Origin of the sequence: Mesorhizobium sp. M0195 (genome assembly GCF_040322115.1) — a bacterium.
Taxonomy (GTDB): Bacteria; Pseudomonadota; Alphaproteobacteria; order Rhizobiales; family Rhizobiaceae; genus Mesorhizobium.
Genome location: NZ_JAMYSV010000044.1, coordinates 1 through 14,471, shown reverse-complemented (window position 1 = coordinate 14,471; position 14,471 = coordinate 1). Strand labels below are relative to the sequence as shown.

The 14,471-nt window shown below is 60.8% G+C and carries 13 protein-coding genes and 5 pseudogenes; 10 read left to right on the top strand and 8 right to left on the bottom strand.

Going from position 1 to position 14,471, the window contains the following annotated elements; all coding sequences use genetic code 11:
• The 7 genes and pseudogenes from NKJ12_RS31225 to NKJ12_RS31195 all read left to right on the top strand — a co-directional run.
• Positions 1 to 311, top strand: a 311-nt coding sequence (locus NKJ12_RS31225; RefSeq protein ID WP_352707490.1) for an ABC transporter permease, incomplete at its 5' end; no start/stop codon positions are given.
• Between the two features lie 7 nt (positions 312 to 318).
• Entirely contained in the window at positions 319 to 1,320 is a 1,002-nt protein-coding gene (locus NKJ12_RS31220) for an ABC transporter ATP-binding protein (RefSeq protein ID WP_352707497.1), read from the top strand.
• Positions 1,317 to 2,324, top strand: coding sequence for an ABC transporter ATP-binding protein (locus NKJ12_RS31215; protein WP_352707495.1), 1,008 nt, complete (start codon positions 1,317 to 1,319; stop codon positions 2,322 to 2,324). Before NKJ12_RS31220 ends, NKJ12_RS31215 begins: the two co-directional genes overlap by 4 nt.
• Positions 2,325 to 2,659: 335 nt before the next feature.
• Positions 2,660 to 4,093, top strand: a complete 1,434-nt coding sequence (locus NKJ12_RS31210; RefSeq protein WP_352707488.1) for an amidase — start codon at positions 2,660 to 2,662, stop codon at positions 4,091 to 4,093.
• A 55-nt stretch (positions 4,094 to 4,148) separates the two neighbouring features.
• Positions 4,149 to 4,396 (top strand): annotated as a pseudogene (locus tag NKJ12_RS31205) (IS66 family transposase); the annotation flags it as partial.
• A gap of 249 nt (positions 4,397 to 4,645) precedes the next feature.
• Positions 4,646 to 5,038 (top strand): annotated as a pseudogene (locus tag NKJ12_RS31200) (IS21 family transposase); the annotation flags it as partial.
• Positions 5,039 to 5,386: 348 nt separating this feature from the next.
• Positions 5,387 to 6,109 carry a group II intron maturase-specific domain-containing protein gene (locus tag NKJ12_RS31195; RefSeq protein WP_352707486.1) on the top strand — a complete coding sequence of 241 codons (723 nt, stop codon included), beginning with the start codon at positions 5,387 to 5,389 and terminating at the stop codon, positions 6,107 to 6,109.
• A 441-nt stretch (positions 6,110 to 6,550) separates the two neighbouring features.
• Here the strand turns inward: NKJ12_RS31195 and NKJ12_RS31190 are convergent, their stop codons facing one another.
• The 3 genes from NKJ12_RS31190 to NKJ12_RS31180 all read right to left on the bottom strand — a co-directional run bounded on the left by NKJ12_RS31190 (position 6,551) and on the right by NKJ12_RS31180 (position 10,177).
• Positions 6,551 to 7,816, bottom strand: a complete 1,266-nt coding sequence (locus tag NKJ12_RS31190) for an ATP-grasp domain-containing protein (RefSeq protein ID WP_352707483.1) — start codon at positions 7,814 to 7,816, stop codon at positions 6,551 to 6,553.
• 808 nt (positions 7,817 to 8,624) lie between these two features.
• Positions 8,625 to 9,575, bottom strand: a complete 951-nt coding sequence (locus NKJ12_RS31185; RefSeq protein WP_352707480.1) for a tyrosine-type recombinase/integrase — start codon at positions 9,573 to 9,575, stop codon at positions 8,625 to 8,627.
• Between the two features lie 35 nt (positions 9,576 to 9,610).
• On the bottom strand, positions 9,611 to 10,177 hold the full coding sequence (locus tag NKJ12_RS31180; protein ID WP_352707478.1) for a tyrosine-type recombinase/integrase: 567 nt from the start codon (positions 10,175 to 10,177) through the stop codon (positions 9,611 to 9,613).
• A gap of 269 nt (positions 10,178 to 10,446) precedes the next feature.
• Between NKJ12_RS31180 and istA the strand changes: the two are divergent.
• Positions 10,447 to 11,488 (top strand): annotated as a pseudogene (gene istA / locus NKJ12_RS31175) (IS21 family transposase); the annotation flags it as partial.
• Positions 11,488 to 11,820: pseudogene (locus NKJ12_RS31170) on the top strand (ATP-binding protein); the annotation flags it as partial. The pseudogenes istA and NKJ12_RS31170, both read left to right, overlap by 1 nt.
• Before the next feature lie 31 nt (positions 11,821 to 11,851).
• On the opposite strand, the gene NKJ12_RS31165 reads toward NKJ12_RS31170, so the two are convergent.
• The 5 genes from NKJ12_RS31165 to NKJ12_RS31145 are packed head-to-tail and all read right to left on the bottom strand — an operon-like array spanning position 11,852 to position 13,998.
• Positions 11,852 to 12,067: a helix-turn-helix domain-containing protein gene (locus tag NKJ12_RS31165; protein ID WP_352707476.1), complete on the bottom strand. Its 216-nt coding sequence runs from the start codon at positions 12,065 to 12,067 to the stop codon at positions 11,852 to 11,854.
• 58 nt (positions 12,068 to 12,125) lie between these two features.
• The gene (locus tag NKJ12_RS31160; RefSeq protein ID WP_352707492.1) at positions 12,126 to 12,902 is read right to left on the bottom strand and encodes a hypothetical protein; all 777 of its coding nucleotides are present in this window, start codon (positions 12,900 to 12,902) and stop codon (positions 12,126 to 12,128) included.
• The gene (locus tag NKJ12_RS31155) at positions 12,787 to 13,608 is read right to left on the bottom strand and encodes a recombinase family protein (RefSeq protein ID WP_352707473.1); all 822 of its coding nucleotides are present in this window, start codon (positions 13,606 to 13,608) and stop codon (positions 12,787 to 12,789) included. The genes NKJ12_RS31160 and NKJ12_RS31155 overlap by 116 nt, the downstream gene beginning before the upstream one ends.
• Complete coding sequence (locus tag NKJ12_RS31150) at positions 13,551 to 13,853, bottom strand: recombinase family protein (protein ID WP_352707471.1); 303 nt, start codon at positions 13,851 to 13,853, stop codon at positions 13,551 to 13,553. The genes NKJ12_RS31155 and NKJ12_RS31150 overlap by 58 nt, the downstream gene beginning before the upstream one ends.
• Positions 13,837 to 13,998 carry a hypothetical protein gene (locus NKJ12_RS31145; protein ID WP_352707469.1) on the bottom strand — a complete coding sequence of 54 codons (162 nt, stop codon included), beginning with the start codon at positions 13,996 to 13,998 and terminating at the stop codon, positions 13,837 to 13,839. The genes NKJ12_RS31150 and NKJ12_RS31145 overlap by 17 nt, the downstream gene beginning before the upstream one ends.
• A gap of 315 nt (positions 13,999 to 14,313) precedes the next feature.
• Here NKJ12_RS31145 and NKJ12_RS31140 point away from each other — a divergent pair.
• Positions 14,314 to 14,471 (top strand): annotated as a pseudogene (locus tag NKJ12_RS31140) (ATP-binding protein); the annotation flags it as partial.

Genomic DNA, 14,471 nt, shown 5'->3' with positions numbered 1-14,471 from the left:
GCGCGCGCCTGCCGAAGGTGCTGTGGCGTCATATCCTGCCGAGCACCATTCCGGCGCTGATGGTCCAGGGTGCAACTGTCTGCGCCAGTGCGATCCTGACGGAGGCGGGGCTGAGTTTCCTCGGCGTGGGCGTGCCGCCCGAGATTCCGAGCTGGGGCAACATGATCGCCAGTTCGCGCCTGTATCTCGCCATCGCCCCGTTGACGATCTTCGCCCCGGGCATCTGTCTTGCCGTCACGGTCCTTGCTGTCAACCTGCTCGGGGACGGCCTTCGCGACCTGTTCGACCCCCGCGCCAAGCGCAGGCGCTAGCGTGCAGATGCATCAAACTGTAGGGAACGATGTGCTTCTCGATGTTCGAGGCCTTGAGACGCACTTTTACGGCGAAGACAGCGTTACCCGCGCGCTCAGCGGCATCAGCTTCCAGGTGAAGAAAGGCGAGACACTCGGCGTCGTCGGCGAGTCGGGATGCGGGAAGAGCGTCACTGCTCTCTCCATCCTTCGCCTGCTGCCGAAGCTGTCCGCCAGGACGGTCGGCGGCGAGATCCGTTTTCGTGGACGCGACCTCCTCGACCTGTCTGATCGGGAGATGCGAAAGATCCGCGGCGACCAGATTGCCATGATCTTCCAGGAGCCGATGACGAGCCTGAACCCGGTCTATACGATCGGCCACCAGATCGCCGAAGCAGTTCAGATCCACACCAAGGCCTCGCGGTCCGTTGCCATGGCGAAGGCCGAGGAGATGCTGCGTCTCGTCCGCATCGCTGACCCGGAGCGTCGCGTTAACAACTATCCGCACGAAATGTCCGGCGGGATGCGCCAGCGCGCCATGATCGCCATGGCTCTTGCCTGCTCGCCGGAACTGTTGATCGCCGACGAGCCGACGACTGCGCTCGATGTCACAATCCAGGCGCAGATCCTGCGGCTCATCGTCGACCTGAAAGAGCGCATGGGAACGGCCGTCATGTTCATCACGCATGATCTGGGCGTTGTCGCCGAGACATGCCAACGCGTGATCGTGATGTATGCTGGCCGGATCGTTGAGCAGGCGAACGTGATAGATCTTTTTGCGCGTCCGGCGCATCCCTACACTCAGGGCCTCATGCGATCGGTGCCTGATCCGCGGCGCGGCCGTCAGCGCCGCCTTCCAGAAATCTCCGGCATTGTCCCAAGCCTGCGCGAGCCCATTGTCGGGTGCAGCTTTGCACCTCGCTGCACGTTCGCTACCGACATATGCCGCGAAAAGACGCCCGTCCTGCGTGATGTCGGGTCGGGCCACGCCGCAGCTTGCTGGCGCGCCGAAGAGGTGATGGGCGCATGAATGGTCCTCTGCTGAAAGTCGACAATCTGACCAAGCACTATCCGCTCGGTGCGGGATTCCTGAAGAAGACCATCCCCGTGATCCGGGCGGTGCAGGATGTATCCTTCACCGTTGAGGCGGGCGAGACGCTTTGCATCGTCGGTGAATCCGGCTGCGGCAAGTCGACTGTCGCGCGGCTCCTGATGCGGCTGGTAGAGCCGACGGGCGGCCGCGTGCTAATCGACGGGACCGATATTGCGGGCCTCAAGAAGGACGCGCTTCACGCTTGGCGCCGTCGGATGCAGATGGTCTTCCAGGATCCTTACTCGTCGCTGAACCCGCGCCTTACCGCCGGGCAAATCATCACCGAACCCGTCGAAAACTTTGAGCGTCTCAGCCGGAAGCAGCGCAACGCACTGGCTGCGGACCTTCTCCGAAAAGTCGGAATGTCGCCTGAGATGATGCACAGGCTCCCATCCGAATTGTCGGGCGGTCAGCGCCAGCGGCTCGGAATTGCACGCGCCCTGTCGCTTAACCCCTCTCTCATCATCGCCGACGAGGCGGTGTCAGCCCTTGACGTCTCCGTGCAGGCACAGATTCTGAATCTGCTTCTGGATCTCCAGCAGCAGATTGGCATCGCCCTCGTCTTCATCTCGCATGACCTCGGCGTCGTGGAGCATATCGCGCATCGCGTCGCCGTCATGTATCTTGGGCGGATCGTGGAGCTCGCCCCGTCTGAGGCGCTCTTCGCCAAGCCGGTCCATCCCTACACCGAGGCGCTGATCGCGGCGGCTCCTGTGCCGGATCCGACGCGGGTTCGGCTAGAGGCGCCCGTCGAAGGCGAGGTGCCAAGCCCGATCAATCCGCCGACTGGGTGCGCGTTCCACCCGCGCTGTCCACTCGCGGTCGAACGTTGCCGCACAGCCGTGCCGCCTTTGGTGCCGATGCCAGACGGGCGCGTCGTGGCCTGTCATGTGCGCGCTCCGGCTATCCAAACTCAGCCTCAAGATCCCGTCTTCGCTTAGCGAAAGACAGAGGTCTGGCTATGAGAACAAACCCATATGAGGGAAAGGTAAGATGCGGCTCATTCGCGCTGGGCGGGGGCGGAAGCCGAATAGATCGAAGACGACATCGTGGACAAGATCTTCGGCGTTGCGGCGAATATCGCCTACGGCATTGTTCCGAGCTCACGATCCCGAGTGGCGATCTAAGAGAAGGTCGGTGACATCGACGCGAAGGCAGCATGATTCGGGTGGAGCCCGGCAAGGACTGCACCAGCCCGCTGTCAGCGCGTTCAGCGGGCGTAAGGGCGGCTGCGGAAAGGTCGAAGGAGAATCAATGATAGATGGGAAAACAATGCATGAGACTGCTTGAATATGCCACCTACGACGCCACCGGCCTCGCGCAACTGGTAAACAGACGCGAGATCAGCGCCATCGAACTTGTCCAATTGGCGCGTGAGGCTCACGACCGCATCAACCCCACCATCAACGCCGTGGTCGAGTTCTATGACGACGCTGAGTCTGTGCCTGGTTCGGACACGGGACCATTTTCCGGTGTGCCGTTCCTGCGCAAGGACATGGGGACTTACGAGGCCGGCCGACTTCAAGAGTTCGGAAGTCGGCTCTTCGTAGGCAATAGGCCGACTGTGGACTGCTATTTCATTCAACGCGCCCGCGCGGCAGGGCTGCGTGTGTTGGGTCGCAGTACCACGCCCGAACTGGGGATCGGGAGTAGCGAGTCCGCGTTGTGCGGGGTCACCCGCAACCCGTGGAATCTTGACCGAACAACCGGGGGCTCGACGGCGGGCTCTGCGGCCGCTGTCGCTGCAGGGATGGTCCCGATCGCCAGCGGCGGCGACGGTGGTGGCTCGATTCGTATACCCGCATCGTTCTGTGGCCTTGTTGGACTGAACCCATCGCGCGGCCGCATTTCTACCGGCCCAAACGAACAGGACAGAGCCTTTGGTCTGAGCAAAAACTTCGTTATGTGCCGCACCGTTCGCGACATGGCAGCGGCTCTGGATGTCTTTTCCGGCCCGCATCCTGGCGATCCGTTTATCATTGTCCAGCCTGATCGCCGCTATGTAAGTGAATTATCCCAGCCGACCGGCGTTTTGCGGATCGGCGTTGCGATGACGCCGTGGGGTGCGGTTGATATCGAGCCTGACGTCATGCAGGCAGTCGACTCTACGGCTCGCCTTTTAGAAGAAATGGGACACACCGTAATTGATATCGATGCACCTTTTGAGGTGGAGGACCTCTGCAAGATATGGTTCGGCTTAACGAGCCTGAGCAGTGGTTCGCTCGAAATTTCAGCTCAGGCCATGGGCCGCAGTCTCAACGCGGAGACCGTGGAGCCAGTTACTCTTAAGCTTAATGAGTATGGCAAGAATTTACCGCTATCCTATTCTCGGGAGGTTCATGAGGCTCTCCGGATAATGAGGTTGCAAGTAGGCGAAGCGCTACATTCTTTCGATATAGTCTTGACCCCGACTATGCCGATCGTGGCTTTTCCACATGGCATTTATAACACGACTAATCCGACCATTTCTGCAGAGGATTTCATGAAAGTGACTTCTGCGCTCTATTCACAGGTTGGTGTATTCAACATTACCGGGCAGCCGTCAGTATCATTGCCTTTAGCACAAAGCGCCGACGGGCTGCCGATCGGCGTTCAGATCGTGAGCCGCTTCGGTGAAGAGGCGATGCTGGTCCGTGTCGCTCGCGATCTGGAGGAGGCCATTCCCTGGGCAGGGCGACGGCCGCCCGTGTTTGTTGGCGGTCCTGAATAAGGGGTCTTCTTTCACGCCGACTCGTGCCAGGTCGGGCGTAATGGCTTGGCCTGCTGTTTTCGGTCTCACCATCAGCCAGGGCGGACTGATGAACATGTTGCCCCGTGCGCAGGGCGCCTTCGTGGCCGAGTGCGACAAGGCCGTCGCGGCATTGCGCCGGGCCAAGGTCATCGCCTCCGACGAGACCGGCGTGCGGATCGAAGCAACGCCTACCACTGGGTGTTTCGCTGCGCCGAAGCGGTTGTTCATCAAGCGGCGCCAACGCGCGGCGCCGTCGTGGTCCGGACCCTGATGGACGGCCACGGCCGAGATCGTCATCGATCCTCTCAACGCGAGACCAGCCGAGCGTGGTCAGGCGTCGCGCATCGCACAATGTCGAATGTCGTGGGCTGGCGCGGCGTGGACATCTCTGCGTATTTCAGGCGATCGTGAGCACGAATTTCACTATCATGAGCAAGATTTCAGGCGATCGTGAGCAGCGATTTCAGACGATCGTGAGCACCTTTTCGGAGGTGCGGGACGATTCGGCCGACAGCTCAGCCAGTCTACAGGATGCCTCGTTCAAAACGAGGAAGCCTTACGCCAACCCAGAGATTGTCGATGCGCCGGATCAGAGAAGTTTTACGTCTAAGGCATGTCCAGGGCGTGACCGAGCGCGCCATCGCGCATACGCTCGGGGTGAGCAATGGCGTCGTGCATGGTTATCTACGGCGCGTCCGTCTTGCCGGGCTGAGCTGGCCGCTGCCCGACGGGATGGATGACGAGGGCCTTGAGCTGCTGCTCTCCCCGGCGCCGGTGGCGGCATCGCAAAGCGCCCGTCGGCCGGTGCCCGATTGGACCTATGTGGAGAAGGAGTTGCGCCGCCGCGGCGTAACGCGGGTGCTCCTGTGGGAGGAGTATCGCACTGCCAACCCTGATAGCCTTGCCTATACGTCGTATTGCACTGACGAACAGAAACCGCATATGAGGCATCGCCTGGCCGGACGAGCGGGCAACGTGTCGCGAAGTCCATATCCATCAAGGGGCAGGGCTGTAGATCCGGCAGGTGCGCGGGGAAGGCGATTGAACTCACCTGGGGAGGCCTGCGTCGCGTTCCGACTTCGGAACTGAGGGAACCGCAAGGTGACCTGACCGTGATGCAGGAGTCAGCAGAGGGCGTAGTAGGTGATGCTGTCGGCAAGGCTAGTGAGGCACTCCAAGGCCGAAAGGCGGAGCAAACGGATAGGCCGAGCCGGAAACGATGACCGAAGGCCCGAACGATTGGAAGTGGCAAATAGGACTGGCAACTCATGAGTGGAAAGCGGCAGAAGACCCAGTATTCACTGGCCCTGGAACCGAGGGAACGGGGTGATCCCCTGTCAGCGGTTACCAAGGGGCCGAACCACTCGTGGCGAAGTCGGCACCCGAAAGCCCGGCCTGGACAGAACAGCTAATGGACACGCCAAGGGCTACCTGCGTGAGCACTGGCAAGCATCCGGTCTCGATTGCTCGAAGGAACCTGTCAGCCGTAGCCGGTCAAGCTGTCGAAATCCCCAAGCCGGACGGCGGGGTCAGAAAACTCGGCGTACCTTGCGTCGTCGACAGACTGATCCAGCAAGCCCTGCTGCAGGTCTTGCAAGAGCAGTGGGACGCGACATTCTCGGAGCACAGCTATGGCTTCCGCCCGGGACGCGCATCGCGCCAAAGGCTGTCGCCAAATTCAAGGCGCTGATCCGGGACATGACATTCCAGACAGGGGGACTCAGTCTGCCGCAGATGATCAAAGAGTTGAAGCCATACCTTATCGGTTGGCGCGGCTACTTCAGCTTCTGTCAGACGCCTCGAGTACTCGCACATCCGGAAGCGTGGATCCGCCGGAGACTACGCATGTATCTCTGGCGGCAATGGGGGAACGGACACAACCGCTTCAAGGAACTACGTCGTCATGGCGTACCAGTTTCGGAGCTGCGGTTGCCGCCGGTTCACCGACGGGATTCTGGCGCATGTCAGGACACCCGGCGGTCCAACAGGCCGTAGCAACCATTACTTCGAGTCTCTCGGCCTCCCTCGACTTCATGTCTCTGCCCAAGCTTAATCTGATCGAACCCCCGTGGTACGAACCCGTATGCCCGGCGGTGTGGGAGGGGCGGCGCCGCGAGGCGTCCCCCTATCCCGATCAATCACATGCCCGACATAATCGGAATGCCTTCAACCTGAACGTCCGCCGCTCTAGAGTAGCGCGGCTTTGAGGTCATTCTGGTCAATGATCGTTGTGCGAAGCATGTCCCTGGCCACAAGACCTAGTCGGCGATGCAGTTTTCCGACAAAATGCCTCTCGTCAAATTCCGATGGCCTCATAAGCGTCCGCGATCTGCCGTATCAACGCCCTCTGTTCTGACACATCGATGCTTTTAACCCCGTCTCTCTCGCGCTCTCATGCGCAATATTCGGCGATGATCACCTCTCACCTGTGGCCACCTACGCTGGTGCGGGGATGCGAGAGTCCGCAGGTTGTTCCTGTTCGCCGGCGATCGAAAATGGTGTGATGGACCAATTGATTAAGTCGACAGCTTGCTGCAGTATGAACTGTGTCTGAAAAAAGCTGGGGGAAACGGCCATGACATGTCCGATATGGTCTCGGAAATCGCCTTTCCTTACGATCGGCGTCTTGGGTCCAACATAAAATTTGACCTCGGCGACATCTGATACGGCAGCCGCTTGACTGTCCCCACTGATCCAGTCAAGGGTGCCATCGCGATCAGCAACTAGGAACCGCGCGGCCGCAGTGTGCGAATGACTTCTACGCAAATCGCATTCGTCCCCGATGGCAAGCTTGATATGCTCGGTGATGAGATCGACACCGTAAGCCAGCTGAACCAGTTGGGGAGTGGGTGTGCCATGAAGACGTGGATTGACTTCAATGACGACCGGGCCGCGCTTCGTCCACCGGAGTTCAATGCCCGTTGGCCCCCAGCCAAGGCCGAGAGCTCGCAAACAGCTCAGCGAAACATTGGCGATGCGCCTATGCTCGTCATCAATTAGCGGGGCCGGAATGGTGGACTCACGAGAGACGAAATGCGGTGCGGGACCGAAGTCAGAGGTGCCAATTCCAATGATCTGATCTCCCATTATGTCGGCCCAACAATAGGGGCCTTGTGCGAATTCTTCGACCAGTATCTTCGGCGGGGACCGCCATATGTGCTTCCCGCCCAATAGATAGTTCGTATGTTCGGTTACCTCATCGAGATTGCGGCACAATCGAACTCCCATGCTGCCGCTGCCTGCGGCTGGCTTAAGAATTGCCGGCAGGCCGATCTCCAAGGCGGAACTTTCTACGTCAATCGCATTCGCCGCCACGCGAAAAGCAGGTATGGGAACGCCGGCCTCCGCGAGGAGCTGACGTTGAGCAGGTTTGTCGCAGCATCGTTCAATCGATGTGGGGTTCGGTCCCGGTAGATTGAAATGCCGGCAGAGGTTGCCAACTCTCGCATAGACTGACTCCTTTGCGCTCGTAATGCCAGCAATGTCATTCGTCGCACGTAACCGGGAACATTCGCAGATCAGCGCATCGAGATTGTTCGTATCGACACGGATGGCGTCAACGCTTTCTGCCGCAAGATAGTCGTATTGAGCTGGATCAGCCGACAGGGTGATTGGACGCAGGCCAAGACGCTGGGCCGCTTTCACGTATAACAGACCGATATCTGCAACGCCTTCTACCAGGATGAGCGCTTTTCTTGCCATTGGCCGTTAACTCCCATTATTGCGTGCTCTGCGTCCGATCGCAGAGCTCTCTTGGCCGTGCCGGACAGCAGACTTTGCGGAGAAGTACCATTGTCGGTGATCTCCGGTCGCAAAGATTCTGTGAAGTTATATGAAGTGTCTGTTATAACAGTTTTGATTACTGGGCGGTGTGGCACGGAGCGTCTTTGCGGATTCCGACGTGAAGCCGGCCGGCATTCCGATGCACCGGCCACCATTCCGGTATGAAGCCGGCCACCATTCCAACCAAAGACCGGCCGGTTTTCGGCACTGAAGATTACCTCCTGGGTCAGCAACTTTGGCATCAATTGCCTCGCGATGAACGAGGACATTTTGCTGCCGGCAAAGAGAAGGCTGAACATGAGACAGTTGAGACAAATGCTTCGGCTTGCCGGAAGCGGGACCACCTCCCGCGAGATTGCGGTCGTTCTGGGAATAGCACGCAGTACGGCAGGATAATCTGCGGCGCGCAGCGGCAATCGGGTTGCGCTGGCCCCTGCCAGGCGAGCTGACCGATGACGCGCTTGAGAACAAACTCTTCGCTCGCAATGGCGTCAAACAGGGTACGCGGCGGCGTACAGAGCCGAACTGGGCCGATCTTGCTGTCGAGCTCAAGAGCCGGGCGTCACGCTCCTCATCTTGTGGGAGGAGTATCGAGGAAGCCATCCCGACGGATATGGCTACAGCCGTTATGTTGCGGCCAAATTTATGTTGCGGTTGTTGGAGGCGAGCCAGAGATGGCGGCGGTTTCCCTGGCCCGGCTCGCAACATAAAGGGCGACGGTTGGAGTCTACAAGGCTTTCAGGAATGCCATCAATGACGGCAGAGAACGTTGACGAGGTGACTCCCTCAAGCCGCTGATATCGACCTTGGCCAACGCTTTGGCCTTCATTTCGAGATCGACCTCCGCATAGATGTGCGTGGTGTCCAACGACACGTGGCCGAGCCAGGCACGGATCGTGTTGATATCGACGCCTGCACGCAGGAGGTGGACGGCTGTCGTGTGCCGAATCGTATGCGGGCTGACGCGCTTCGTGGCCAAGGCGGCACGGTTTTGCTCGCCTCGGCGGCATATTGCGTCACGATGCGGTGTATTCCGAACCGTGTCAAAGGCTCCTTCGTCCGCCCCCAGAAAGACTGCATCGCTCTTATCCCGATCGGTCACGAAGCGGGTCAATGAGGTTGCCGTCGTTGGCCACATTGGGCAGATCCGGACCTTGTTTCCGTTGCCATGAAGGTGCACTGACGGAGACGCGCCCAGTTGAAGGTTGCCAACCGTCAATTTTGCTGCCTCATCGGCGCGAGCACCGCTGTTGTACAGGAATAGCAGCAGGGCATGGTCGCGCACCCCAAGACCCGTGCGCCTGTCGGGTTGACCGAGGAGCGCATCCATCTCGGCCTTTTCGAGATATCCGATCGCGGTCTTTGCCGTCTTCTTGAATGGTATTGCCCTTCTCTCGGAACACCAGGCCAGGTGGACCGGCGAACGCATGCCGATGAAGCGTGCCAGTGAATGAATGGTCGCAAGCCGTTGGTTGCGGGTCGCTTCGCTGCATCGGCGATCACGTTCCAGGTGGTCCAGGAACTTGCGGACAATTGCCGGCGTCAGCTCTTCCACTGTCATACGATCGACGGCGCAGCCTCCTTTTTTGCTGGCAAACGGCAGCAGCAGTTTAAGCGTGTCGCGGTAGCTGGCTTGGGTGTTGCGGGAAAGATTGCGCTCGGCGACCAGATGTTCCAACAGGAACCGGCGGATCCACGGACCAAGGGGGGCTCTCACCCTTCATGGTCGGCCCCCATCGCGTATTGCGCAAAGCGCGGACTGGCCGCATCGAGGAGATCCGGCGTCATGTGCAAATAGCGCTGTGTTGAACGTATATCGATGTGGCCAAGGTAGGTTGCGAGTTGCGGGAGCAAACGTTGCACGTCTTGACCGGAGCGATACCAGGCAATCACCCGGTGCACGGCGGCCGTGTGACGAATATCGTGCAGCCGTGGCGGCCGGGTCTCGCCGACAGGGCAACTGATACCGGCGGCGTGGCGGACATGCTGGAACCAGGAGATGACCCGCACGTAGTGCCACGGCCGGCCATCGCGTGTAGTGAACAATGGAGATTCTTCCCCATGCGGCAATGGGAGAAGACGACGCCGTTCGATATGCGCAGCCAGCTCGCGGTTGAGCTTTGGTCCGATCGGCAGGAGACGCTTTTTGAAGAACTTCGTATCGCGGACGGTGATGATCTGCTCGCTCAAGTTCATATCTTCCAAGACTAAGCGAAGCGCCTCGCCGATGCGCATGCCGGTTCCGTATAGCAGGAGAAGGGTGCGGTAGATCGCGGGCACCTGAGGGCTGTGCGGACGGCCTCATTCGGACCGTGCAGCGTCGAATGAAAATCTGGCGCAGTACGCAAGCCAATGCGTTGGTGTTCGGGCCATTCGCCGATGCCGCGCGGACGGAAATTGTAGAGGTCATGCGGTGAGATCATCCCCGGATCGGCAGAGGCTAAATCTCGGGAACAACCAGTGAGGCAATCGAGAACATCCGAGTGAGGCAACGGCATTGTTCTTTGGGAACACTCGTGGGCGAGGCAATACGATCGCCGCGCCGCAGGCTGCGGGAGAGCTTCTTCCGCCATGGCGGCAATGCCGATGTGGTGCGCCAGGAACTGGAGAGCGAACATGGGATCGTCATAGGGCTTCGTTCGGTGGAGCTTCGGGTGCAGGGTTGGCGTCGGGAGTTGAGGGCGCAGAAGCGCGCGACGGTTCGGTTTGAGACGGCGCCGGGACATCAGATGCAGATCGACTTTGGCGACACGCGGGCGTGGATCGGCGGCGAGCGTGTTCGGGTGCACCTGTTTGTGGCAACGCTGGGTTACTCGCGTCGGCTGCATGTCTGTCCCTCGCTTCGGGAGCGCCAGGCGGACTGGTTCGAGGGGAGGGAAGGAGCCTTCCTTCGCTTCGGCGGGGTTCCGACGGAAGTGCTGTTCGACAACCCGAAGGCGCTGGTCGAACATCACGATGCGACGACGCGGGAGGTGCGGTTCAATGTGAGGCTGCACGCCTTTGCCCGCTACCGGGGATTTACGCCACGGGCTTGTGCGCCCTACCGGGCTCGTACGAAGGGGAAGGACGAACGCGGGGTCGACTACGTCAAGCGCAATGCGATTGCCGCCCGCCGGGTCGAGAATTGGGCGGCGTTCGAGGCACATCTGGGCCGGTGGACGCGCGAGATTGCCGATCAGCGTGTGCATGGCACGACCGGCGTGGCTCCTGCGGAGCGCTTTGCCGAAGAGGCCGTGGCGCTTCGCCCTCTCGGCGGACGGGCGCCGTTTGGGCAGCTGCGGGATCTCGTGCGCAAGGTCCAGGCGGACTGCGCAATCGACCTGGACACGAACAGTTACTCGGTTCCCTGGCGGCTGATCGGGGAGAGCGTCCAAGTCGTGGTGCTGCCTTATCGTGCGTCATGCGGGCGAGGTGGTGGCGGATCATGCCTTGTGCCGGGGACGTCGCCAACGGATTGTTGGGCGCGCGCATCTTGCCGGCGTGGTCAACGCTGCTGCGCCGGCACGATCGGCGCCGGCGGATATCGTTGCGCCTTCCGCTCTGTTGCGGCCACTGGCCGAATATGAGGCACTGGTGGGAGGCAGCTGGTGATGACGGCGGTCGATCACGAGATGCTGGTGGCTCAGCTCGACCGGCTGAAGCTGACTGCGATCCGGGATCAGCTCGATACGCTGCTGGACGAAGCGGCGCGTTCGCAAATGACCTTGCGCGAGGCTTTGGCCTTCCTGGTGACGCGCGAGATCGCGAGGCGCGACGAGCGGCGCATCTCCATGGCAGGCAAGATCGCGCAGTTCCCGTTTGTGCGCGAACTCGATGGCTTCGACTTCGACGCGCAGCCGTCGCTGGATCAGCGCCAAATCCGGGAACTGGCGACCTGCCGCTGGATTGCCCATGGCGACACGGTCCTGTTCCTTGGACCTCCCGATCCCGCGTCATAATGCACACCTCGCTATGTCATTGAAAAAGCATCGGCTGTTGATCTTGCCCTTGCGATAATGGGCGTCGCATACCGCTGTTGGCATAGTGCTGAATGTCGGGACGCACGAGATCCTGACCGCGAATGACCCAAGGCGTGCCCTTGAAGTATTGCTCGGCCGGCAGATGACCGGCGCGGATCATGCGAAGCACCGTCATTGCCCGCACGCCCAGCTTCTCTGCCGCTTCCTGCAAGGTGTACTCGCCGCGCGCCGCGCGCTCGCCGTGTCTGTAGACGGCAATGTTGTGTTGGCTACGGAAGGTGCAGACGCGCCTGCGTCCATCCGTTTTGCCGGCCGGTGGTCTTACCGAGTCGATTGAGAAGGGCCGCAATCGCCTTGTCCGGCAGCTGGCGCGCTAGCGCCCGGATCAGCGGTTCGATCTCGGGCGCGGCACCCCACCTGTGATGACCGAGCTTGTTCTTCTTGACGGAGAGCGTGGTATGATCGCCGCCCTGCCAATGCACCACCATCTCGATCCGGTCATTCTCGACACGGACGACCATCTCGCGAACAACCCTGCGAATGATGCGCTTGCGAGTGACGCTGGTGGCATTTGCGTGATGCCACGCTCGTTCAAGATCGGCGCCCATGTGCAGCAGCTCCTGGCGCTCGGCCTCGCTGAGTGCTTCCGGCTTTTTGGTTTCGAGGGCGTCGAGTTCGGCTTCGCGCTCTCGCACAACCGCAAGCGCAGCATTCCAGCGCCGCTCAAGTTCGCCTGCCACGAGCCGATTGTCGGGATCGACGGCGTCATATTGGCGCTGCGCATGGGCCGCTTCATAGCGTGCCTGTTCAAGCGCGAGCTCGATCTGACGCCCCTTCTCAGCGCTCTGCGCCTTGGATGTCTCGATCGCCTGAACAGCTGCTTGGATGCCCAAGGGTTGAAGCCGTTCCAAGACTTCGGTGCCGACGGCTTCATCGACGCGCAGCGATCCGAAGCTGATGCATGGATCCGTGCCATGGTTGAGGAACGCGCCACGACAGTGATAGCGCCCGATCTTGCCGTTTCGGCCAGAATAAGCGACGTGCAGTTTGCGGCCGCAATGGCCGCAGCGCAGAAGGCCGCCCAACAACAACTCGCCGCGGCGGCGCACCGCGTGCCATCACGCCCTTACCGTTGGCGTTGTCTGCAATCAGGCGCTGATTCCTTTCGAAGTCTGCCCAGCTCAGGTAACCCTCGTGATGGTCGATGAGCAAGACCTCCCAGTCCGATCGCTCCTTGCGCAAGCCCCGCACGATACGTTTGCGGCCACTTTCGATGGTGATCCGGCTGCCGGTCCGGCCAAAGGCATAGGCACCGGCGTAAATCGGGTTGGTAAGAATGTGATGCACGGTGTTGTAGACGGGTAGCTTCCAGACGATCGTCCGCCCGGCCGCGCGGGTGTAGTTGACGGCCGGCAGCATGATTCCCTCATGGCGTAGCGACAGATGCACCTGGCGAATGCTCTGCAAGGCGGCAAAGCGCTTAAAGACGAGCGTGATCGCTTCGCGCACGCGCAGATCGGGGTCCATCTCGATGCGGTCATTGCCCGCCTTCACGTAGCCGACCGCCACTGCCAGAAACAGCTCACCGCGCCGCGCCTTGTTCTTTAGCGCTTCGAGCGAGCGGGCGCGCAGGATCGAAAGCTCAAGTTCGCTCATCGTGCCCTTCATGCCGAGCAACAGCCGCAAAACTCGATTTAATGTGTGCCAGTCCCGCCCATTGCGCGCCAGGCGTGACGCTTCGATCGCCAGCACCGCGCCCACCCGCCCTTCGCAGATCGCTGCGAGCAGCTTCTCAAGCCGGGGCGCGTGACGCCGGATCCGGAGCGACCGGGATCATCGTCGATGACGACCACGATCTCCCAGCCAAGTGCCCGCGCCCGGTCGGCAAGACCGTATTGGCGATGCCGACTCTCCGGGTTGTTGACAAGCTGATCGGCTGTGGACTGGCGAATATAGACATAGGCACCGCGCGCCAGATGCTCAGGCGTGATCTTCATGATCCGCCGCCTTCTTCGCCGCTTCCCTCAGCAGCGCCTCGATCAATGGCAGGAGGCGCTGACGGAAGTCGCTCGGAAGTTCCTGTGGCGCAGTCTGCGCCGCAAACAGATCCGATTGGGCGGAAATAGGCTGCCTTTTCTGCATGGCTCTCTCCTCCACGGCGTGAGTCGCCGTCGAGCAAGCTTAAACAGGTGTCGATCTCGCGACGCAGATCGCGCAGGCAGGGAAGGGCAAGGCGTGGCGCCCCGACGAGCGTCATCGCGGCCGCGGATTCTTCGGTCATCCAGATCGGCACCAGTGCCAAGCTGCCATCCGGCTGCCGGCCCACAAAGGCCGGCTCGCCGCAATAGCGCTGCCGTCCGACAACGACCACCTCCTCGCCAGAGCGCGGATGAAAGGCGTAGCGAATAATCCGTGTTCCGTTGTCTTGCTGATAACGGGCATTATTAGCCCTGTCTGCCAGGTACGGGCAAGACACATCTGGCGGTGGCTCTCGGGCGCGAGGCGATCCGGCAGAACCATAGCGTCCAGCTCGTCACGGCGGCCACGCTCGTGGCGATGCTGGCCAAGGCCCATGACGACGGTTCACTCGAAAAGCAGCTGACGACCCTGTCGCG

What these genes read in the sequence shown, in the direction of transcription:
- NKJ12_RS31220 (WP_352707497.1), top strand. Translation starts at nt 319, where the DNA reads ATGCATCAAACTGTAGGGAACGATGTGCTTCTCGATGTTCGAGGCCTT.
- NKJ12_RS31215 (WP_352707495.1), top strand. Translation starts at nt 1,317, where the DNA reads ATGAATGGTCCTCTGCTGAAAGTCGACAATCTGACCAAGCACTATCCG.
- NKJ12_RS31210 (WP_352707488.1), top strand. Translation starts at nt 2,660, where the DNA reads ATGAGACTGCTTGAATATGCCACCTACGACGCCACCGGCCTCGCGCAA.
- NKJ12_RS31190 (WP_352707483.1), bottom strand. Translation starts at nt 7,816, where the DNA reads ATGGCAAGAAAAGCGCTCATCCTGGTAGAAGGCGTTGCAGATATCGGT.
- NKJ12_RS31150 (WP_352707471.1), bottom strand. Translation starts at nt 13,853, where the DNA reads ATGAAGATCACGCCTGAGCATCTGGCGCGCGGTGCCTATGTCTATATT.
- NKJ12_RS31145 (WP_352707469.1), bottom strand. Translation starts at nt 13,998, where the DNA reads ATGCAGAAAAGGCAGCCTATTTCCGCCCAATCGGATCTGTTTGCGGCG.